Annotated in this window: 24 protein-coding genes and 1 pseudogene; 2 read left to right on the top strand and 23 right to left on the bottom strand. The window is 39.1% G+C overall.

Annotation, left to right across the window (positions count from 1 at the left end):
• Positions 1-205: 205 nt before the first annotated feature.
• The 6 genes from T487_RS0114295 to T487_RS16580 all read right to left on the bottom strand — a co-directional run bounded on the left by T487_RS0114295 (position 206) and on the right by T487_RS16580 (position 4,588).
• A complete protein-coding gene (locus T487_RS0114295; protein ID WP_031577818.1) occupies positions 206-1,111 on the bottom strand; it encodes a cation diffusion facilitator family transporter in 906 nt (301 codons plus the stop codon).
• A 71-nt stretch (positions 1,112-1,182) separates the two neighbouring features.
• A complete protein-coding gene (locus T487_RS0114290; RefSeq protein WP_031577817.1) occupies positions 1,183-2,367 on the bottom strand; it encodes a DUF2812 domain-containing protein in 1,185 nt (394 codons plus the stop codon).
• Positions 2,364-2,678, bottom strand: coding sequence for a PadR family transcriptional regulator (locus T487_RS0114285; RefSeq protein WP_031577816.1), 315 nt, complete (start codon positions 2,676-2,678; stop codon positions 2,364-2,366). Before T487_RS0114285 ends, T487_RS0114290 begins: the two co-directional genes overlap by 4 nt.
• A gap of 363 nt (positions 2,679-3,041) precedes the next feature.
• On the bottom strand, positions 3,042-3,758 hold the full coding sequence (locus T487_RS0114280; protein ID WP_051651752.1) for a Fic/DOC family protein: 717 nt from the start codon (positions 3,756-3,758) through the stop codon (positions 3,042-3,044).
• 1 nt (position 3,759) lies between these two features.
• Positions 3,760-4,284, bottom strand: a complete 525-nt coding sequence (locus T487_RS0114275) for a DUF6788 family protein (RefSeq protein WP_031577814.1) — start codon at positions 4,282-4,284, stop codon at positions 3,760-3,762.
• A complete protein-coding gene (locus T487_RS16580) occupies positions 4,232-4,588 on the bottom strand; it encodes a hypothetical protein (protein ID WP_162178267.1) in 357 nt (118 codons plus the stop codon). The genes T487_RS0114275 and T487_RS16580 overlap by 53 nt, the downstream gene beginning before the upstream one ends.
• Before the next feature lie 250 nt (positions 4,589-4,838).
• Between T487_RS16580 and T487_RS0114265 the strand changes: the two genes are divergently transcribed.
• Positions 4,839-5,318 carry a DUF6431 domain-containing protein gene (locus T487_RS0114265; RefSeq protein ID WP_036909580.1) on the top strand — a complete coding sequence of 160 codons (480 nt, stop codon included), beginning with the start codon at positions 4,839-4,841 and terminating at the stop codon, positions 5,316-5,318.
• Between the two features lie 163 nt (positions 5,319-5,481).
• Here T487_RS0114265 and T487_RS0114260 read toward each other — a convergent pair whose 3' ends face one another.
• The 14 genes and pseudogenes from T487_RS0114260 to rlmD all read right to left on the bottom strand — a co-directional run bounded on the left by T487_RS0114260 (position 5,482) and on the right by rlmD (position 17,750).
• Positions 5,482-5,958: a flavodoxin gene (locus T487_RS0114260; RefSeq protein WP_031577811.1), complete on the bottom strand. Its 477-nt coding sequence runs from the start codon at positions 5,956-5,958 to the stop codon at positions 5,482-5,484.
• Between the two features lie 70 nt (positions 5,959-6,028).
• Entirely contained in the window at positions 6,029-6,262 is a 234-nt protein-coding gene (locus tag T487_RS0114255; protein WP_051651751.1) for a hypothetical protein, read from the bottom strand.
• A 143-nt stretch (positions 6,263-6,405) separates the two neighbouring features.
• Positions 6,406-6,759 carry a nuclear transport factor 2 family protein gene (locus tag T487_RS0114250; RefSeq protein WP_031577809.1) on the bottom strand — a complete coding sequence of 118 codons (354 nt, stop codon included), beginning with the start codon at positions 6,757-6,759 and terminating at the stop codon, positions 6,406-6,408.
• Between the two features lie 462 nt (positions 6,760-7,221).
• Complete coding sequence (locus T487_RS0114245; RefSeq protein ID WP_031577808.1) at positions 7,222-8,103, bottom strand: AraC family transcriptional regulator; 882 nt, start codon at positions 8,101-8,103, stop codon at positions 7,222-7,224.
• Between the two features lie 226 nt (positions 8,104-8,329).
• Positions 8,330-8,824 (bottom strand): nucleotidyltransferase domain-containing protein, encoded by a 495-nt coding sequence (locus T487_RS0114240; RefSeq protein WP_031577807.1) that lies wholly within the window; start codon positions 8,822-8,824, stop codon positions 8,330-8,332.
• A gap of 166 nt (positions 8,825-8,990) precedes the next feature.
• Positions 8,991-9,629 (bottom strand): Vat family streptogramin A O-acetyltransferase, encoded by a 639-nt coding sequence (locus tag T487_RS0114235; RefSeq protein ID WP_031577806.1) that lies wholly within the window; start codon positions 9,627-9,629, stop codon positions 8,991-8,993.
• A 497-nt stretch (positions 9,630-10,126) separates the two neighbouring features.
• Positions 10,127-10,651: a GrpB family protein gene (locus T487_RS0114230; protein ID WP_031577805.1), complete on the bottom strand. Its 525-nt coding sequence runs from the start codon at positions 10,649-10,651 to the stop codon at positions 10,127-10,129.
• Between the two features lie 22 nt (positions 10,652-10,673).
• Positions 10,674-11,255 carry a nitroreductase family protein gene (locus T487_RS0114225; RefSeq protein WP_031577804.1) on the bottom strand — a complete coding sequence of 194 codons (582 nt, stop codon included), beginning with the start codon at positions 11,253-11,255 and terminating at the stop codon, positions 10,674-10,676.
• A gap of 48 nt (positions 11,256-11,303) precedes the next feature.
• Positions 11,304-11,828 carry a DinB family protein gene (locus T487_RS0114220; protein ID WP_031577803.1) on the bottom strand — a complete coding sequence of 175 codons (525 nt, stop codon included), beginning with the start codon at positions 11,826-11,828 and terminating at the stop codon, positions 11,304-11,306.
• A 145-nt stretch (positions 11,829-11,973) separates the two neighbouring features.
• The gene (locus T487_RS0114215; protein ID WP_031577802.1) at positions 11,974-13,434 is read right to left on the bottom strand and encodes an Msr family ABC-F type ribosomal protection protein; all 1,461 of its coding nucleotides are present in this window, start codon (positions 13,432-13,434) and stop codon (positions 11,974-11,976) included.
• A gap of 120 nt (positions 13,435-13,554) precedes the next feature.
• Entirely contained in the window at positions 13,555-14,772 is a 1,218-nt protein-coding gene (mef(A), locus tag T487_RS0114210) for a macrolide efflux MFS transporter Mef(A) (protein WP_031577801.1), read from the bottom strand.
• A gap of 657 nt (positions 14,773-15,429) precedes the next feature.
• Positions 15,430-15,615, bottom strand: a complete 186-nt coding sequence (locus T487_RS16095; RefSeq protein ID WP_051651749.1) for a restriction endonuclease subunit S domain-containing protein — start codon at positions 15,613-15,615, stop codon at positions 15,430-15,432.
• A 3-nt stretch (positions 15,616-15,618) separates the two neighbouring features.
• A pseudogene (locus T487_RS16320) lies at positions 15,619-15,846 on the bottom strand (N-6 DNA methylase); the annotation flags it as partial.
• Between the two features lie 545 nt (positions 15,847-16,391).
• The gene (gene rlmD, locus T487_RS0114200; RefSeq protein ID WP_143004595.1) at positions 16,392-17,750 is read right to left on the bottom strand and encodes a 23S rRNA (uracil(1939)-C(5))-methyltransferase RlmD; all 1,359 of its coding nucleotides are present in this window, start codon (positions 17,748-17,750) and stop codon (positions 16,392-16,394) included.
• Positions 17,751-17,987: 237 nt separating this feature from the next.
• Between rlmD and T487_RS0114195 the strand changes: the two genes are divergently transcribed.
• Positions 17,988-18,743, top strand: a complete 756-nt coding sequence (locus T487_RS0114195) for a sulfite exporter TauE/SafE family protein (protein ID WP_031577799.1) — start codon at positions 17,988-17,990, stop codon at positions 18,741-18,743.
• 82 nt (positions 18,744-18,825) lie between these two features.
• Here T487_RS0114195 and T487_RS0114190 read toward each other — a convergent pair whose 3' ends face one another.
• The 3 genes from T487_RS0114190 to T487_RS0114180 all read right to left on the bottom strand — a co-directional run bounded on the left by T487_RS0114190 (position 18,826) and on the right by T487_RS0114180 (position 20,880).
• A complete protein-coding gene (locus tag T487_RS0114190; protein ID WP_051651748.1) occupies positions 18,826-19,332 on the bottom strand; it encodes a SixA phosphatase family protein in 507 nt (168 codons plus the stop codon).
• Between the two features lie 71 nt (positions 19,333-19,403).
• Complete coding sequence (fsa, locus tag T487_RS0114185) at positions 19,404-20,048, bottom strand: fructose-6-phosphate aldolase (protein WP_031577797.1); 645 nt, start codon at positions 20,046-20,048, stop codon at positions 19,404-19,406.
• A gap of 121 nt (positions 20,049-20,169) precedes the next feature.
• Positions 20,170-20,880: a copper homeostasis protein CutC gene (locus tag T487_RS0114180; RefSeq protein ID WP_051651747.1), complete on the bottom strand. Its 711-nt coding sequence runs from the start codon at positions 20,878-20,880 to the stop codon at positions 20,170-20,172.
• Positions 20,881-20,897: the final 17 nt, after the last annotated feature.

The following is a 20,897-nucleotide window of genomic DNA, read 5'->3' as shown; positions in this document are numbered from 1 at the left end:
AACCTGTCACCTCTGATGGACTTTGCCCTTCACATGGAAGACTGCCGATCTATGGCTATATACTTATTATGATAGAGAATGATGATATAGTTAACAAGACCTTTATTCAAACCAGAAGATATTCCTTTTCTCTTTTCTTTTTTCTTATCCATTCGAAAAGTTGTGGCAGTCTCATGATAAAGAACACAACTTGGTGGAATACCTCTTACGTTCTATCTCCGTCTTCTCCCTTTAAGCATCTGTCTGTCTTCTCTTCTGGATATTCAATTTCTATGGTGATGTGCTCTATGCCTTTCTTGTATAGAAGTGACCTCACAGACTCTTTGAGTTTCATGATATCCTTATTTTCCATCATTTCAGGCACCACCACATGGGTACTGAGCAGCATCTTTTCTCCTTCCAAGGACCACAGGTGCGTATGATGTACGGAGACAGCTTCCGTATTTTCTTTAAGCTCGTTCTCAATCTCCACGATGGAATACATCTGTGGTACACCTTGAAGCAAAATATGAAGAATCTGTTTGATATTCTTACCAACATTGAACAGCACATAGAGGGTGATAAAAACAGAGAGCAGTGGATCGATGACAGGCACATCAAAAAACAGCAGGATGATGCTGCCCACAAGGATCACCGCCCACCCCAGGACATCTTCCAGGAGATGCCATGAGACTGCTTTCTCATTGAGTGATGTCCCGCTTCTCATCTTAAGCACCGCTGCGCCATTAATGAGGATCCCCAGTATGGCAAAAACCAGCATACCTTCCGGATGCACCTCTTGGGGATTGAGGATCCTTGGGATGGATCGCACAAGAACCAGCACCGAGCCACCAACCAGGATCAGGCTGTTCAGCAAGGCGGAAAGAAGAGAAAAACGGGCATAGCCAAAGGAATACTTTTCATCCGGTTTCTTGTCGGCGTACCGTTCCAGATACCAGGCACTTCCCAAGGAAATAGCATCCCCCAGATCATGGACCGCATCAGATAAAATGGCCATGCTGTTGGTCCACAGGCCTCCTATGATTTCTATGACCGTAAAGGACAGATTTAGGAGAAACGCTGCCTTTATGTTCTTCTGTTTATTGTGATGATGATGGTGATCCTGTGCCATGGGGAACCTCCTTATGGGCTAGTGTTTCGAATCGTTCTATTTATATTCTTCTTACATGATGATCCATCGTATCAGTTGAATGTGCTTATCTTATCAAAGAGTTCATCCAAGTGCTCCGTCAAATCCTTGTAGCCATGGTAGTTCACATAGACTACCTTTTTTCCAAGTCTTCCAAAGAACATCTGGGTCTCTTTCACTCTGATGGTCACCGCCTGATCAAATCTGGTCTCCAAAAGTTCTTCAAACGTAAAAGATTCATACCGGTGAAAGTCCAGTGCATCTATGATCAGATCTCTGAGCAGCCTTTCCCCGAGAAAACTCAGTCTCAGCTTATAGAACTCAGTTCTTATATCTGGAGAGTATACACCAGACTGGTCCTTCCACATCTTCTCTTTTATGATGCCACTTTCACTGATTTCATAGACACTGGCTGCCAGTTCTCCAGCATCATAGGAAATGAGATTGCTTCTTCTATACTGGTCGTCGATCTCAAAGTTATTATGATCTTCTATATCAGAAAGCCTTAGGGCAGGCATGTCTTCACCATAAGCAGCGAGCTTTTTTTCCCATCCGGTAAAAAGAATACTGACATTCATGATAATTAAGAGAATGGAGAGGACCACAATCATCGTATGAAAGATGTAGGGGGTATATGTTAGCTGATAGTGTTCTTCTTGCACCATCTCTCTGCCTGTCTGGAGATTTCTCAGTAGAAACCTCAATTTTTTGCGGTTCTCAAAGATTTCCCTTCCCATGACAAACGTCACCAGAACCATGAGAAGCGTATAGGTGCCACTTCCATATTTCACGGCATTGAGCACAGGGGTATCTGATAAGAAGAAATAGTGAAGGAGCTGAAAGATCGTGATCGGAATCAGCAGCAGGCTTATCATAAAGGCTGCTCTCATTTTCTGATTCAGCCGCTGAAAAGCATAGCTTTGCGTCACAGGATCTGTGTGCAGTTCTTCAAAGTCTTCTTTACTGGTTTCATACAGATGAAATGCAGAAGCAATGGTGCATACATACTTCCATCCGCACGCCTCATAATATTCAAGCTTTTCTTCGCTTGGTCTTCCTTCTTTTTTCATGAGAGGTTCCAACCGGTAGGTCCTCTCCTCTGGTTCTCCTTTTTCAAAGTAAGCAAAGGTGCCTATCTTTTTAATGAAATAGCCCATTTTCGACATGTCTTTCAAATAACTCTGGGTCTTTGCAATGTCATATATATTTACCGGCATAAATTTTCTAATCAGTTTCATTTTAGAGCCTCACTCTCTCCATCCAGGACACATAATTTTAGTCTGGCCAGCTCCGTCTTATAGAGCTCTATGCCTTTTTCTGTAATTTGATAGGTTCTTTTCCGTCCCTCCACAGCAGTTTCTTTGATTATTTTCTCTTCCTCAAAACGTGCCAGGATGGTGTATAGCGTTCCTGGACCTAAGCTCACCCGTCCCTTAGTTTTGTTGTAAGCAAACTCCACCAGATCCGTTCCGCACATCTCATTTCTCAAAAAACCCATGAGCACATAAAACATGCTTTCCGTAAGACCTTCCAGGGCTTTTTTCGCCATTTACCTTCACCTCTTTTCAATATCCATCATCGATATCATCTAACGACATTGTAATATCGATGCATGATATTGTCAAGACTTTGCAAATCGAAGTTTCAGTCTGTCTTTCTTCAGTTATACATCATTAACACTACCTTGGTCATCTTTCAATAGTCTTGTAAGTAACTAGTATCTAATGTTCAGTGAATCTGATGTTTTTATCACTTTACCGATATCTACAGTCCTCTAGTCCCTACAAAAATCTTCTGTCTTAGGAGGGGCAACGGCATGCCCTTAGCTTGGGGTCATACTCGTCTGCTAGAAACAGACTGGCGTTTAATCACCCAAGAATTCCATTGCTTTAGCTGTGGGATTGTCAAGCATTTACTTTCCTTTCACATACTCATGAGGACGCTCCACATAATCTTTAACCTTATACCCACCAATGCTTTCATAGTTTCCAGCGACAGTAGCGGAAACATCATCCTCATTAAGGCTACCTCCTAATATTGCATCGACAAAGATTCGTTCAAGGTATTCGTGTTTTGAATACATTCCTTGAGATGCCCATACCAAGGCATTTCTCACATAAGCCGAATGGGTTGTAAAGAGCTCATGATTGACTTCAAAGCCAAGGTGTTTTGACAGTAGTACAGCAAATACAATACAAGTTCGAGTATTTCCCTCTCTAAAGGGGTGTATCTGCCAGATTGTAGCTATAATTCTCTCTAAGCGAAATACGATATCATTATCATTGCTGTCTGTTCTTTTCAGTTTCTTTACTTCCTTCATTACAACATCAAGCTCTTTTTTGATCTGTTTGGGGAAAGTATATCTAACCGTATCTCCTCCCAGCACATCTTCATATTTAGCAAGTTGAATTGTACGGAACTCACCAGCCCAATCGTATATTTGTCCAAAAACATTTAAGTGAATATCTTGCAAAGTTTTTGTATCAAAAACCCTATAGGATTGGTTATAGATGGCAAGCATAGATATGTTCGTTATATCTGCCTCAGCTCTACTTAATAAATCAGGGTCTTTGATATTAGCAAGATTTTTTAATATATCTGCATCATCATATAAATAAGGATCCCTCATCTTACACCTCCGGCATAAAGCCGTACATATTTAATGTGGTTTGAAATATAGATATAAAAGATTCATCTCCAATCTTCCACTTATCAATATTCTGTTGCGTAATTTTGCTAGCATATACACCCTCTATGGCATTTAGTGCATTGGCAAATAATGCACTACGTTCTTTTTGTACATTACTTAGCGCATCCATACCATAAGATAATTTGAGCACAATAAGGTGCCTGGCGATACTTTTATCAATGAGTTTGGCTGCTTGTTCCAGTTCTTTTAAGCGTACTTCAATTTTAGGAAGTTCGGATTTATATTTCTTGCAACGTTCTACTTGTTCTTTTATCGTATCAACTTCATTTTCTTTTAGATACTTGCTTGTTATTTTTCCATCTACTCTATTTTGTAAATAGCAATATTGTTTTCCTTTAATCGTTTTCGTGGAAATATATCCCTCAGGAAGGGACGGAAGTCTTTGCTCTATTTCATTCTTCTCGCGCAGAAGCTCTTTGTACTCTTTTATAATCATAGCTGACATCCATCATCACCTCACTATTTAGTACTATGATTATACCTTGAATTAACCTAATTATCAATATTTCGCTCACTTGTAGGTTAACTTTTGTGTGATATTTTGACGGTATGACGGGGATAATATTACTGTCTTTAATTTGAATACAATCATTAACACCATAAATCAGAATATCATTTTTTATATTTTGACAGAAAAAAACAGTCAGAGGATCATTATAAAGTCCGCTGAACCCCTTTTCCTGCAGGTTCTCCAAGAGTGTGCTTCTCTTGATGACCCCTTTTTCCCTCTCTTTCTGAATTTTGAACATAAAAAAAACGACAAGTCTGTAGGTTGTGTTTTTGCTCTCGTGAAATGACATAAATATGACGGAGTTGTTTGTTCGTTAATAGACGGATATACTGTCCTTAAGAATACTTAAGGAGAAATAGAAAGAGACCCTTCCACCTCATGTTTGCCCAGAGTGTTTGGAAGGGTCCCTTACTAACTTAATAGCATGGTAATTATAACAAACTTTGAATTGGAATGGAATAGTGAAAAGAGTGTTTTTGGTTAGGAGTATGGAGAAAAGTGTATGCCCAATCTGTATGGGAGAACTTGAAATAATAAGGTCTAGAAGGCGGTACGTGATAGAAGCTACTGGAAGTAGACAAACCCTTGTTATTCGAAGAATGAGATGTCTTAACAACGTTTGCGGGAAGATCCACCACGAATTATCTGATATCCTAGTTCCTTATAAAATACATGCAGCTGAGATCTTGGAGAAAATCATCGAGAAGGATACTCAAGAGGTTCCCCTAGAAGAATCCACCATCCACAGAATTAGAAGCTGGTTCTATCACAGAGCGGACGCTCTGGTGGGTGGTTTGATTGGTGTATATACCGTGCTCAATAAGGGTTCTGGGGTTGATCTGTCCACTCTTCCCAGATCCATACTCTCAAGGATACATTTCTTTGTGGATAAGTCTTCAGGTTGGCTGAAGAGGCTTGTCCGAATATTGGTAAATAATAATCTGTGGATACATACCCAGTTCGTGTAGGTGTCCAGAAAGATCTCTCATAAAATCATGTCATAACCAATAAAAAATGGAGGTATGACATGAAAGACAAATACTATTTTTTTAAATACTTCCTTCGTTTGCTGTATTATGTTCTTTGTGCATAGTATCCTTCCTTTCTCAAAATAAAACGAATATGTAGAATTTATTTTAATCCGTATCCAATTGTCCTAAGCCAATTTGTGACCTCTTCCGATGTAACAGTACCGTTTGCAGCAATACCAGGTAGAAGTATGGACTTTGGGCACTCTTTAGCTATATCATTTTCAATTTGACCAAATCCACCACCTCCATGGGTACAAAAAGGAATTACTGTTTTACCTGCAAAATTATGTCGTTTAAGAAAACTCATAATTGGTGGTGCTAATGTTTTAAACCAGTTGGGTGACCCTATAAATATTGTTTGAAAATCGTCTATTGGTTCATTCCCAGATATTAGTTTTGGGCAAAATCCTCGAGAAATCTGATTTCTTACTTCTTTAGCAGCAGTATTATAGTCAAAGGAATAATTCTTATCAGGAATTAATTCTCTTATAGTCCCATCAGTTTGAATTGCTATTTCTAATGCTAAATTCGCAGTATTTTGAAAAAGCGAATAATAAACAATTAGTGTATTATTCATTTATGTTACTTCCTTTCGGTAAATTTGAATTTGTAGCCTCGTAATATATGCTCGTAATAGACAGTGCGATTCACTTTTTTGTTTTTATATGTAATATGAGAGATAATATCAAGCATATTGCAGTTGGAGGTAAAAACAATACGCTTTGAATTAGAGCATCAAGATCAGCCCCCGCAGAAGTATAGGGGTTATACTCTTGAATATTGTAAATATAAAATATTCCTCCGAAATAACACATTAATAGTACAATCCCAATTCCAAATAAAATTCTTGGCATAATATTTTTTTTAATTTTAGACCTCATTTAGTAACCTCTTGCACAAAATATAGATAATTCTTGATTAAAATCTGATCGATAAATTCCTATTTATCGATTCTACTATAAATAATACTTTGATCGCAATATAAGAATTATATGAACTACTTAAGATAATGATTATATCAGTTTTATTCAATAGGTAAGTTGTGTTGCTTTAAGAAAGATAGTTTATCCCAGTAGCCTCTCTGAAATACAATCTTATCATTTACCATTTGAAAAAAACCACAACCTCTCAAACCTAATGGGTCACGCCATTCCAAAATTGCCCATTGTCCATCTTCAAAAATATTTTCAACAATACAAACCATTTTTGCTTGAGAAAACTCTTGTTCAAACATTCTCTTTATAGCCTCTTTCCCAATAGCTGGCTCATTAGCAACCTGATGGTTTACTGCGCTATCATCATATAAATTTACAATAGTTTCCGTATCTGCATTGTTAAATGCATCAATCCATTGACATAGTATTTCTTTTGGCTTCATGTAAATTACATCCTTTTATGTAATAATCTTTGCTTCACATAAATCTGCTTATATACATTATACAAATGCTATATTAACTTATCAAGCATATTACTTCATATCTCCAACCCTGCTTTTCTCGTTTTATTCTTCAATTAAGGTTTTTACCCTATGTCATCTATAAATCACCCAAAAACAAGGGTCAAAAAATGGTGTTTTTTTGTTCTTTTTTTGCTCCAAAATCGTCCTCAAACCACTATATATTGTGGTCAAACCCTATTATTTTCCCTCCGAACCACAATACGTCATCAGAATTATACTCTCAACGTGCAACGACCCGTTCGGATTGATGTTTTTTACAGTTCCTTACTCTTCCTAGTGTATTCTGGTATTTTCTAGTTTTAGTGGTAGTCGGGAATAAGTCTACGACTATATTTGAGGTATAGGTAAGCGGGAACAAGTCAACCTAGTCAATTACCATATCTATTTAATATCTTTTTTCTTTACTGGAACCCAGATTTCGCTTCGATACTTTGGATTTCCAGTGTCTGGACTCTCGTTCCACAAAATTTCAGGACCTTCAACTGCCTCATACCCTGAAGACGGAAACCACTCTGAGTATATCCTTCCCCATACATTTTGAAGTGTTTCCGGGAAAGGTCCAATGGATTCGAAAACTCCCCAGGTACTGGCTTCTATTTTTAATACATCAAGTTCTGCTGTTTCATCACTTGAAGTTGCTACACCGATGTAATGATCTAGTTCTCCTCTTTCTTCCATTCTTCCTTCCGAGAAATTAGTGGAAGCACTAATAATACCAGTTGGTTCTACATTTGAAATTGCTTTTAATTGTTTAATAACCTCCGGGGTTAAAAGTTCAGTCATTTTTGCAATCTCTGGATTAACACCTTTAAAAATAACTGGAACTCTCTTCTTAAATCCTACTAACTTAAATGCCTCTTTTTCAACAATACGATAGTTCATTTCGCATCCTCCTTGTATTGATAATTGAAAGGTCATTCGAGGATAAGCTTTTAATTGTGTATTCTCACTCCTTGCCTCAGAAGGGAGAATACCATGCAGGGAATGAAAAGCACGGGAAAATGAATCAGCCGAATTATAGCCATATTCTACGGCTACATCAATTATTCTCAAATCCTTATCTTTCAAATCAAGTGCTGCCAGCGTTAATCTTCTTCTCCGAATATATTCTGATAAGCTTATACCTGATAAAAAAGAAAACATCCGCTTAAAATGATACTCTGAACAGTAAGCAATTTTAGAGACTTCACTATAATCAATATCCTCAGTTAAGTGCTCTTCGATGTACACCATTGCATTATTCATACTACTTAACGAATCCATCAAACAACCTCCTTTCATCGTCAATATTATCAAAGGATGTGCTTACCAATCCGACAATCTGTGCACAGTATAGTCGGCTATTATTTAAAATATTCTCTTATAAGACTTAAGAAACGAAATCTAATTCATGCTTAACTTTTCAATTGCATGTTTTCCATTAGTTGGGAAGACCACATGCTTTCCTTTGTTACTTAAATTTTTGCTTATTTAAATTAGAATCTCTTGGTTACTTGTATTCACTCGGAACAGGAATATTAAATCTCTCACACAATAGTTTTACATCATGCACATCATTTTCATCATACTCATAGCCCAAGTGAAATAATATTTGATTTTCAGCATCAATACATCTTACCGTTTTATCGCCTATTTTCCCAATGCCGCTAAACACTTCTGGAGGATATGCTTCCCCTTCAAAAACAATGTATCCTTGTTCGTTGAATTTAAATATATGAAGATCAATTATCCTGCCTTTACTATCCTTCCAAACCGTGTGGGATTTGGTGGTATATGCTTCGGTAACCTCAGCAAAACCTTTTTCTTTTAATATTTCAATAAACTTTCTTCCATTACTTTCTTCCACAAATAAATCAATATCGTTGTGTACTCTTGTTTCTTCTTCTAATAATGCATCTACTCCCCAACCGCCATCTATCCAAATGTTAATTTTATTTTCCTCAGCATATGTTATTATCTCAATGGCATCTGTTTTATTTACCATGCAACCCCTCCGTTCAAATTAAAATTTATAAGCGATTAATCTCGAAGCTATTATGCTAAAGATGAAGTTTGCCTTTTTTTGCTCGCCATAATTAGAACTAAATCGAGGCTCCAGCAACCCCCCAGATTTTAGTCCCCTTTTGTGCCGTGATAGAAATGCCCCGTGTCTAATGATTTTTCATTAATTGCTCTAGCCCTTCTTCGGATGTTAACATTTCAAGATTATTAAATATTTCCTCTTCGCCCCAGTTCCACCATTGGAGCTTTAGCAAGAATTCGACCTTTTCATCACTAAATCGTTTTTTGATAAATTTAGCTGGATTCCCACCATATATTGTGTATGGTTCAACACTTTTTACTACTGTTGAGTTAGCAGCAATAATCGCACCATCACCAATTTTAATACCCGGCATAATGGTAACATTCTGTCCAATCCATACATCATTTCCAATCACTGTATCACCCTTGAATGGTAACTGCTCTATTGTTGGAGTTACCTTCTCCCAACCACAGCCAAAAATATTAAAGGGATAGGTTGTAATTCCATCAATTCTATGATTTGCACCATTCATAATAAACTTAACACCCTCTGCAATTGCACAGAACTTGCCTATTATCAGTTTATCCCCTAGAAATTCGTAGTGATGCTCTATACTATCATAAAATTTCTCTGGAGACTTTTTATTATCGCTATAATAGGTATATTCGCCAATTTCTACATTGAAGCGTTTTGGGAGATTTTTTATATAACAAACTGTTTTTAAGTTTTCATTTGGATATAGTTTTTTCTTATCTGGTCCAGCCATAAGATATACACTCCCTTTCATTTTTAATATGTTTCTAAGCTATTCATATTTATACACCACATCCATATTACATCCATCCTATCTCCTCAACCCTACGAACTTATCTAATCTGTCAACTCAACCCTACCTAAATTTGTGTCCTTTCTTGCTAAAAAATTACCCTCGATATGTTCCCTTATACGCATATAGAGGGTTTGAGTCGAGTGGACAGATTTACTTTCATTTTATGAAATCCAGTATTCTCAAGACTTTCACGACTTCACTTTCTCGTTATCAACACAACACACTCCACATGGCTCGACCGTATGTTTTTAATTACAACAACCGCACATTTTCAACCTATCGGTTCGGTAGATACAGTCCACCGTTTTTACCTGTTCGGTAGATGCAGTCGACCAATAATGCCCGTTTGGTAGAGCGTTCAATGATAAATTTGAATTTCACACATACTTCTCTTCCTCAAATATTCTTTAATACAAAATATAACATTATTAAATCTACCTTCTAACGGCAGTTTGATACCACAGCAAAGCATCCTTTTCTAGTTGCTTTACAAATGCATCCTTACCAGCGCAGTAGCCTTCAATATCCTCCGGGAATCGATAAGCCAGCTCCATCTTTAATTCACCATACTCTAAAGCGATGTCAGGATGTGTACGCAGAAAGTCCCTTACCGCTATATGCCTATTAATATCTTTGTGATTGCTTTGCTCAAAAATATGAATCTGGTGTGTTCTATTATCGCCACCCTTGCGGAAATATCTCCGTCTTTCAATACCAAATTCACCCATACACTCATATCCAATGGCTACAAATTCTTCGTTATGCTTATCAACCAAACTAATATTTGTCACTACAGGCATTATATCAATGATTGGCTTAGCGGATAACCCTTTAACTGCTGTACTACCAATATGGTAAATCTCCATCAATATATCCTTCAATATGTTCCTTATCATCTGTGATTCATTTTCATACTCTACTTCCCAAAAGGGGTCATACGGAACTACTCGTATAAACAATATTAAACCTCCAATCTCGTTCTCAACGAATAATATTTACGACATTTTTACGAGGGGCAGCCTGTTTCGGCTCCTCTGCAGCATAACCCATAACGACAGATCCGTAAACAATATGATTTACGGGAACATCAAGATCTGATAAAAGCTCACGGATTAAAGGCATGTGTGTGAGTCCTGGCAGCTGATTTAGCCAGCAGGAACCAATACCGAGTGAGTGTGCTGCCAGCATCATATTCCCGATGGCTAATGCTGAATCCGGCATAGAGTTTCCGTTGTCCTTTAAGTTAGAAACAATAATAAAGGTGGGGGCATGATACAGGAAATTTGAACTCTCGTCTTTCGCTTTTTCAACAAGGCTCACAACATAAGGATGCGTTTCTGCTACAACAGGTATAGATATAAGGGTTAGGCGAATAGCCTCATTCACTTTTGCAAGTACACTGGTTTTTTGAATGGCTGTAAACTTCCAGGTCTGTGTTCCCATCCCGTTAGGCGCATAGCTTCCCGCTGTTAGAATGGTATTTAAATCCTCCTCCGATATCTGAGTCTCTCTAAAAGTTCGTATGCTTCTTCTTGTTAATATGTTTTCTATTATACTATTCATTGGTAGTCTCCTTCTTTAATAAAATTATTCTCGTATTTATCGCTATCTCTATTTTTTACAAGCTGCATATAGAAATCGTCCATAACCTATTTCGGCTACATTTTTCATCAATTCTCCATTTAACCATAATGCAGTATCAGCAAAGCTTCTACCCTCAAGTGGCCATTTTGCATACTGCTGTGATTGATATTCTGCATCCGACATATTGATTAATTTTTCAACCCATTTATCATGAAGAGTTTTTATTTCTTCTTTTGCTTTTTCAACACTTCCAGGCCAAGTAATGTCTTCCTTTTTCAAGGTACCATCTCCAAAATTGTAATCTAACGTAGTGCGCCACCAATATATAATATGCCACATAATCCATGCAATACTGGACGGTCCAATCTCGTAACTTTCGATTTCAGGCCAATCTATACTCCATCCATCGTCTTGCCTTCGTATCTGCAGACCCATGGGACTGAATGTCCAAAGTGCCTCTGTCTCCTTTAGATTCTCTGTGTGATAAAGATAAAGTTGCCAGCACATGTCTATTTGAAATAGTATATTCTCTTTTATTTCGATATCTCTCATTGATTTTAATACTCCTTATTAAAATTATTTTAGTATACATTAATTCTTGCCAAAGAAAAAAAGTCTTTATACTTTTTAACAATGGAGCCGCCAGCCAGTATAGACTACATTGACCGGCGACTACCTTAAATTTAATGTTTCAGATTTATTTTCTTCTTATTTTCTTATCACTAATTTCATAAACCACATCAGCCACATTGTCGAGTAGCCGTTTGTCATGGGTGATAAACACTATAGTTCCAGTATACTCCTTCATTAATATTTCCAAAGCCTCTAAGCTTGGTATGTCAAGGAAGTTACTCGGTTCATCCATTAGCAGGATGTTATATCTACCCATAAGCATTTTAGCCAGCAACAATTTAATAATTTCTCCGCCGCTTAAAGCAGATAAGCTTTTTCCAATATCGTTTTGTTTATGCCCCATTGATGCTAGAACTGAACGAATTTCTGAAACATTGTAATCACAATCCTCCTGCATAAACTCTAGGACTTTCTGATTACCGTTGTACTTGTAACAATTTTGTGCAAAGTAACCTATTTTTGCCTTAGGTGAAATAGAAATTCCATCTTCATGTTTTAGGATCATTTGGATTAAAGTTGTTTTTCCTGTTCCGTTACCACCAGTTAGTGCCACTTTTGCTCCTAGTGGAATTTGAAAAGATGCATTTTCAAATAGTACCTTATCCCCAAATATTTTAGTAATTTCCGTACCGACGATAGGATATGGATTGTAGAGTGCCAATGCATCACTTTGCCTAAAACGAATCCTGCTAATATTTTCTGGAGCTTCTATATTTCCTAAGGCCGCAATCCTATGGTCTAGGGATTTAGCGGCATTATGCAACTTTTTTTCCTTACTTCCTATTGATTTTTGATGAGCTAAACGCCCTCCGCCTTCAGTACTTTTTTTCTTTGAAGCACATTTTGCCTTTTGTTCTATTTTACGAGCCTGTTTTCGCTTTTCCTCCGCAGCCCTTTCCAAACGGCTACGTTCCGCAACAAATTGTTCGTATTCTGCAGCCTGGCTCTTGCGTTCTTCCTCTTTCTGGCGAAGAAAATCAGAATAGTTTCCCCAATACTCCGTGATTTTTCCATCTTTCAGTTCCCATATTTTATCTACTACCTCATCAAGAAAATATCGGTCATGGCTAATAACTAACAGTGCACCTGTAAAATATTTTAGCTGTCCAATTAGAAAATCAATTCCTTCACGGTCTAAATGACTGGTAGGTTCATCGGCTAAAATACCATGTACTTGTGCTGATAAAGCCTGTGCTATTTTAAGTCTTGTTTCTTCACCACCGCTCATGGTCTGTATATCTAATTGCTCAACACCCAGCTTGCCTACAAGTGCAAAATCTTTTTCCTCCCGCAAACTTACTTCATCCAACTGAGGGATATAGGAAAGTTCACCCAGACGATTAATTTTACATCCTTCTGGAGTTAATTCCCCTAAAAGCACCTTGAGTAAAGTGCTTTTCCCTGCACCATTTGCTCCTACTAAACCAATACGGTCATAATCATATACTTCTAATTCATCTATATCCAAAACATCTCGCCCTGTGAATTCCACACGAATGTCTTTTACTTTTAATATCAATTCCATCTTATTTCCTCCTGTCTATAATCGCATGCTTTCATTTGCTTGTACGCAGGGAAAACCCTGCGATTTTAGCAGGAAGAATTACATGAAAATAAGATACATAAATATCCCTCCAATATTATTTTATTTTAAATCTAATTTTCTAACCTCTGTTATCATTGGGCAAACTATAGCAATGCCAATAATTAAAATACCTGATAGTAAAAACCAATGGTTTACACCAATTCTATCAGCAAAGAATCCAGAAAGAATTAATCCAATTGGCATAGCAAATGACATAATACTTCCGGTCAAAGAAAATACACGTCCTAAATATTCAGGCTTAATCTTCTCCTGAAAAAGAGCTGTTTGCACACCGCTATAAAATGGCACCGAAAGCCCCATTACTGCACAACAAGCTACAAATATAACAAACCCACTTGGAGGAAGTAAACCTGAAACGGCTAAACTGGCTCCCATTATAAAGAATGAACCTGTTATTAGTAATACACGCTTTTCAAAGTTCCCCAACCTTCCTAATAGTAGACCGCCTACTAGCATTCCAGATGCAAAAGCGATTTCGGTAATGGAAATATGCACAGGTGTTCCATTAAAGCATTCCATGCTAATTAAAGGAAATAGTGCATTAATTGGCATATACACAAACGTATATAGCGTTCCTAAGAGTAATAAGGCAAATAAGCCTTTGTTTTGTCTCAATGCGACAATTCCTTCTTTCATTTCTCTTAAGAAATTTAGTTCCAAACTTTGCACTTGATCGCCCAGCTTAGGAATACTTACAATTGCTACCGTAATAGATGCAATCACAGCGCCCAATACATCGATAGCAATAATTGCATTTAATTTCCAAACGGAGTATAACAATGCTGCAGCCGCCGGACTAATAATATAGCTTATCGACTGCACAGACTGACTATAACCTGCACATTTCGTAAGCTGTTCTTCTGGTACTAAAAGCGGCGTAACCGCATTGAGAGCCGGAGAATGAAAAGCCGTTCCAATGCTACGGATAAACAATACTACCATAACCATCCATACAGATAACTCCGTATACAATGCAACAATAGCGAGCACTGCTCCAGCTGCTGCTATAATTAAATCAGCACCAATCATTATCTTCTTCCTATCATGACGATCCACTAATACACCAATGGCTGGTCCAAAGACCGCATAGGGTAAAAACCCTACTAGTGAAGCCATAGACAAGACCATCGCAGATCCTGTTTTTTCTGTAAGGTAAAAAATTATCGCCATTTGCAGGATGGCACTAGTGATTAAAGATACCGCCTGCCCTGCCCATATAGTATAAAACTTAAGTTTCCAATTTATATATTTTTCCATTTCTATTATCTCCTGCATATTATTTTGCTTAAATTTCTATTTTAAATAGTATTCTAGGCAATAAAAAATGCAGGCCAAAATCCACAATGTGGCTTTTGGTCTGCATACATACAATCTGGAAACATTCATATTAAAGACATCGTTAAATAAAGGTATAGTTAAATAACCTATATCCTCACCTTAACTAATGAATGCTCAATATCGTATAAATAAGCACAACAAAAAAGCCTATCATTGGGATAGATACTGCCTTTTTTATTGCCAACTTATCTTAAACGTATTGATGCTGTCATAGTTTTGGTTCCTTCTACATCTTTATTTATATCAACCTAAGAATAACACACCAAAACGATGTGTTCAATACAAAAATAATCAATTGCATCTCATACTTCCATTTCGAAACCTGATTTGAAGGCTATGACGAAGTGGTATATTGGTAATTTTTACTTCTAAACCCAATATATCTTTTTTATATACTGACCCAAAAACTGTTCCACTTTCCTGATTTATCATCTCTTTAATATTGTGTTTCATCAGATAAAACAGATGGTTACTATTCTGTTCACCTTTCAGTCTCATTGCGCAAACCCCTCTACCGAGGCTTATTTTTGTCTGGGAAATATTTAAATCACCAACAGGGAGCTCTAACGCTCATAATTACATCGTTTGTGTTTGCATTTTTTTATTTTCTGTGCAATAAGTATCAAAGTATGGATATTTATCTCCAATTGTTCTGTTACCTTGCAGAAACCGTAAGCCTTCTCCTGTTTGGTTGTAAAGTTCTGATTTTGGAGATTGGCCCATTTCAATATCATTAATTTCTTCTAATTTCCTTCTCTCCACTCGCTAAAACTCATACCTAATACTCCCAAGATTCTTTCTGATTTCATCTTCAAGGTGTCGTGATTTAGCAAAGAGTTCAGCCAGCTCAGCTATCATATTCTCCATCTTTTCATCGAATGGAATTCCATTATCTTCTACATCTTCTATTCCTACATATCTTCCTGGGGTTAGGACATATTCATGCTCTCTGATTTCTTCAATTTTGGCCGACTTACAGAAACCCTTGACATTCGGTCAATAGAAATTGTAAATGTTTTCTAATTTTTTGACAATAATCCTATCCACTCACTATATTTTTGTCAGCAATCCTATCAACTAACAAGCCCAAAAGTCAATCTATCCACTCAATCTTACGCTTTTCTATTCTTGGATAATTTCCCACAAATAAAAAACCGTGATTATCCTTCCGGCTTAAAACCAGACCTCAAACCACGGAAAGCCTTTATTTACTTATCTTATTACACCCTTACTTATCTACCCTTGACATCAATACCACCGTCTCAACGTGTTTATCACGAGTAAACATATCCACTTAGTTAATTCATCTTAAGCCTCTGCTACACAGGTGCATTTTCTAGAAAAATCTTAATAACTCTCTACGATTGTTATATGGTTCAATTATTTGACATAACCCCTACCCCCATAATATCAATTATTCTATTTCCCAACACACCTATAACCCCATAAAAAACAACTTCCATTTGAAAATATAGCTAATCCAAAAATAATGGAACCCTAGAAACAGCTATGATAGTTCATTCCAGGGTTCTTTTGTGTTATTTTCTTTCCAGCAGTACAACAGTCTCCACGTGAGGCGTGTTTGGAAAAAGGTCTACAATCTTTGTTTTCTGTATCTCATACCCATGTGCCGTCAAATAATCTATATCGATCACCAGTGTCTTAGGATTACAGGACACATAAATAATTTCCTTGGCATTAAAGTCCTTCACATATTCCAGCGCCTTAGGATGTACCCCGCTTCGTGGCGGATCGAGGATGATGAGGTCTGGTGCACCCGTGAGGTTCGCAATGACATCCTTCACATCTCCAGCGATAAACGCCACATGGCTGAGTCCATTGATGGCTGCATTCTCATTGGCTGCGACCACCGCCTCTTCAATGATTTCTACCCCTCTGACTTTTTTTGCTTTATCAGATACAATCTGCCCGATGGTGCCTGTACCGCAATAAAGGTCAAAAATCTCTTCCTTCTCTCCTCCAATGAGGCTCTTCACCTCTCCATAGAGCACTTCCGCCCCTTTGGTGTTTGTCTGGAAGAAAGAAAACGGAGAAATCTTAAAGGTCAGATCAAAAAGCTTCTCGTAGATAAAATCCCGGCCATGAAGAATGTTCAGCTTATCCACATTCACCGCATCTGCCAGATTGTCGTTCTCCGTATGCAAAATGGAAACCAGCGTTTCCTCTAGCGGCAGCTGAAGAAGTCCTTCCTTATATTCTGTCAGATCAAAAGAGACCTGCGTGGTGGTCACAAGGTTCACCATGAGCTCTCCCGTATGGACCCCACGTCTCAGAATGAAATTCCGAAGATAACCCGTCTGTCTCATAACGCGATAATAGGGCAGATTCTTGCCTCTAAAGTAGTTTATGGTGTACTCATGGATCTTTCTGAAATCTTCCGTCACCAGAAGGCACTCCACTGTATTCACCACGGAGTTTTTCATCCCCTTCAGATGCATCCCCAGGTTCAGCTCCCCATCTTTTACTTCATCTCCAAAGGTATACTCCATCTTGTTTCTGTACTCATAGGCATCCTCATGGCCAGTAATGCCCATATACTCTCCTAAAGGCAGATCATGCTGGGTAAAAAGCTTCTTCACTTCCTCTTCTTTAAAGGTTCTCTGAAGAGTAAGGGGCACCTGTTGGCTGGCGCATCCACCGCACCTGCCAAAATGGATACAAGGCGCTTTCACAGCATATTCTGCAGGCGAAACCACTTCCATGAATCTTCCCTTTGCCCTGTCGGATCTCACCTGATGAGCCCTTGCAAGGACCGTTTCCCCTGGATAAGCGCCCTTCACCTGCACTTTTTTCCCCGCCACAAGGCCGATGCCTGTTCCTGGAAAACTATGGTCTGTAATCTTTACTTCTATAACTTCATTTCTTTTCAAATTCATCTCAACTCCCTCACCTATCATAGCAGATTCTGTTTCCCACTGAAACCATTCTGATCGGATTCTTCCTCTGGATGACTTCAAAATAATCTGTATAGATTCTCTAATCTCCCAGGAAGAATCCATACGCAAGAATACCCCCCCTGTGCTATAATTATTTTCGGATGCAAAGGAGTTTCAGAAAAACATGCCGCAATGACCAGCATCCAGCTATTTAATTTTGAAAAAGAGGAACAATATATGGATTATCGTCTACTGTTTTTATGTGCCGCAGGATTTCTGGGAGCCCTGGTGGACTCCATCGCTGGAGGTGGAGGCCTTGTCACCATTCCTGCCTATCTTCTGGCGGGTGTGCCTCCCCACTTCACCCTGGGGACCAATAAATTTGCCGCCACCATGGGATCTTTCATTTCCACGGCAGGCTACGCCAAATCCAGCAAAGTGAATTTCCGGCTCATGCGCATTGCCGTCCCCATGACGGCGCTAGGGGCCATCTTAGGGGTACGGGCTGTGCTTAAAATCCCTCAGGATTTTCTTTACCCTTTTGTCAGCGTGGCCATATTAGTGGTGGGACTCTATACCTTCTTCAAGAAGGATCTGGGAAAGGTGAACAGCTTCACCACCATCACCAAGAAGAAGATCTTTTTTGTCTCAGTGGTGGGATTCGCCTTAGGATTCTATGACGGATTCTTTGGACCTGGTACAGGCTCCTTCCTGATTTTTATTTTCATTCGGTTTTTAAAGTTTGATTTCACCAATGCTTCAGGCAATGCAAAGCTCATCAACTTCACCTCAAACTTCACTTCCCTGGTGACCTTTGCCTTTGCCGGAAAGATTGATTATCTTTTAGGCGTGCCCATCGCCTTCTTTATGATCCTTGGGTCTCTTGTAGGCACAAAGCTTGCCATAAAGAATGGTCCAAAGTTTATCAAACCCATCTTCCTCATCATGTCCTTTGTGGTCTTTGGAAAACTCCTTTATGAGATGTTCCTGTAAACAAAAAGACAGCCTGCTTTATGGAGCGTTGAAACTCCGAAAAGCAGGCTGTTTTAGACTTCAGATGTAGATTTCTCAAGGATCACTTCTTCTTTTTTCTAAGCTTTTTCATCTCCCTGGACCTGAGGCTCCAGAGCAGTCTCGATTCCATAATGCTGCCTTCTTCAATGCGCAGCAGAAAAGATGCTGCCTGGCCCTTCCGGAAAGGATGAAGTTCTTTAGTGAAATACTCCGCCCATTCTGAAAGATACGGTTCATGACCCACAATGAAAATGGTCTCCTCCTCTTTCAGCGCCTCCAGATAATGCAAAAGCTCTTCCAGATCTCCTTCTCCTAGAAAGTCATAATACCCAATCTCTTTCTCTACTTTCAGTGCATCTTTCAGAATCTTCGCCGTTTCTCTAGCCCGTACCAAAGGGCTGGACATGATTCTCAATCCATTTTTCTTCTTTAGAAGAGCTTTAAGATTCGGGAGCCTTTTCTCCAGCCTTCTTTTCCCTTTTTCTGTGAGCCTACGGTTAAAATCAAATCCATCCTTTGAAAAATCTTCTGCGATGCCGTGCCGTAATAGCACCAGTTCAATCTCCATCTTCACTCCTCCTATAAAAAAAGAAGCGGAATGTCTTCTTTCCTGAAGTCATTCCGCCTGCTGCATCCCTCTTATTTCTTTACGCTCTCCCAGTCCTTCAGAAACTTCTCAATGCCCTGGTCTGTGAGTGGGTGCTTCAGTGAATCCATGAGCACCTTATAGGGCACCGTAGCAATGTCCGCCCCAGCCATGGCTGCCTGGGTCAGATGGTTTCTGCTTCTTACAGATGCCACAATAACCTCTGTATGCAGTCCATAGGTCTTGAAAATATACATGATTTCCTCAATGAGATCCATGCCTTCTATGCCGATGTCATCCAGTCTGCCCACAAAGGGTGACACATAAGATGCACCTGCTTTAGCTGCAGCCAGCGCCTGAGTCGCTGAGAAAATAAGGGTCACATTGACGTGAACTCCCTTTGCTGCCAGTGCTGCTGTGGCTTTTAAGCCTTCTGGGGTCATGGGCACTTTAATGACAATGTTCGGATGGATCTTCACAAGCTCTTCCGCTTCTTTCAGCATACCCTCCGCATCCAGGGAAATAACCTCTGCACTGATGGGGCCATCGACGATTTTGGTGATTTCCTCGATGACTTCCTCGAAGACTCTCCCTTCCTTGGCTATGAGAGACGGATTGGTGGTAACCCCATCCACAATGCCCAGTTCTGCAGCTTTTCTGATTTCTTCCACGTTGGCGGTATCAATAAAATACTTCATTTCTTTCCTCCTGAATTTTCTAAATAATGGGATTTCAATTGCTTCCCCTCTATTTTAACACAAAAAATCCACCGCGAATGCACTTGTGTAAGCGTTTCACGCAATTTCACCAACTTTTCTGTTACAGGCTATCATAAAGGGTTGCAAGCCTCTTCACTTCTTCCTGATTCACAGGATGTTCCGCGCTTCCACCTCTTACTCCAGTACCCACGTGGATGTCATAGGATTTCCTGTCATTTCCATTCTCCAGATAGAAATCAATCTCCTTCCGGATGGGCAGAAGATTTCCCTCCTGGATACCGCTGCCCACAATGACGATAAGATCCTCAGACTCTTTGATCATCTCTTTCAGAAGGGGCAGATGGTCTTGAGCTCTACCTGGCCCACCAGAGGTCAGCACATGGGTCACGCGCCTGCAGGAGGTGAGAAGCTTTAATGAGGTAAGAAGATCTCTACTCTCATCAATGGCCCTATGAAAAGTAGCCAGAAGACTGGTGTCCTCCAGGACGTATTCTATAGCATCAAGATCTGGAAGTCCTTCTGATGTAAGCATGCCTAGGACCACCTGCTTTACGCCCAGCTTATGAAAGACTCTAGCATCCTCTTTCATGATGTCCAGATCATCCTTGCTGTAGACAAAAGACTTGGCATGGGGACGAAGCATGATGTTCACCGGAATCTTCACTTCTTCTACTACTTTTTTCACCAGTCCGTAGCTTGGTGTCAGGCCTCCTTCTTTTAGGGAGGCAATGAGCTCAATCCGGTCTCCTCCGCCTTTTTCAATGGCTACTGCATCTTCATAGGTTTCTGCAATACATTCCAGCATATTCATCGTTCCTTTCCTACTGT

Origin of the sequence: Proteiniclasticum ruminis DSM 24773 (assembly GCF_000701905.1) — a bacterium.
GTDB classification, from domain to species: domain Bacteria; phylum Bacillota; class Clostridia; order Clostridiales; family Clostridiaceae; genus Proteiniclasticum; species Proteiniclasticum ruminis.
Note: the sequence above shows the minus strand (reverse complement) of the source record. Positions and strands in the feature narration are given on the sequence as shown.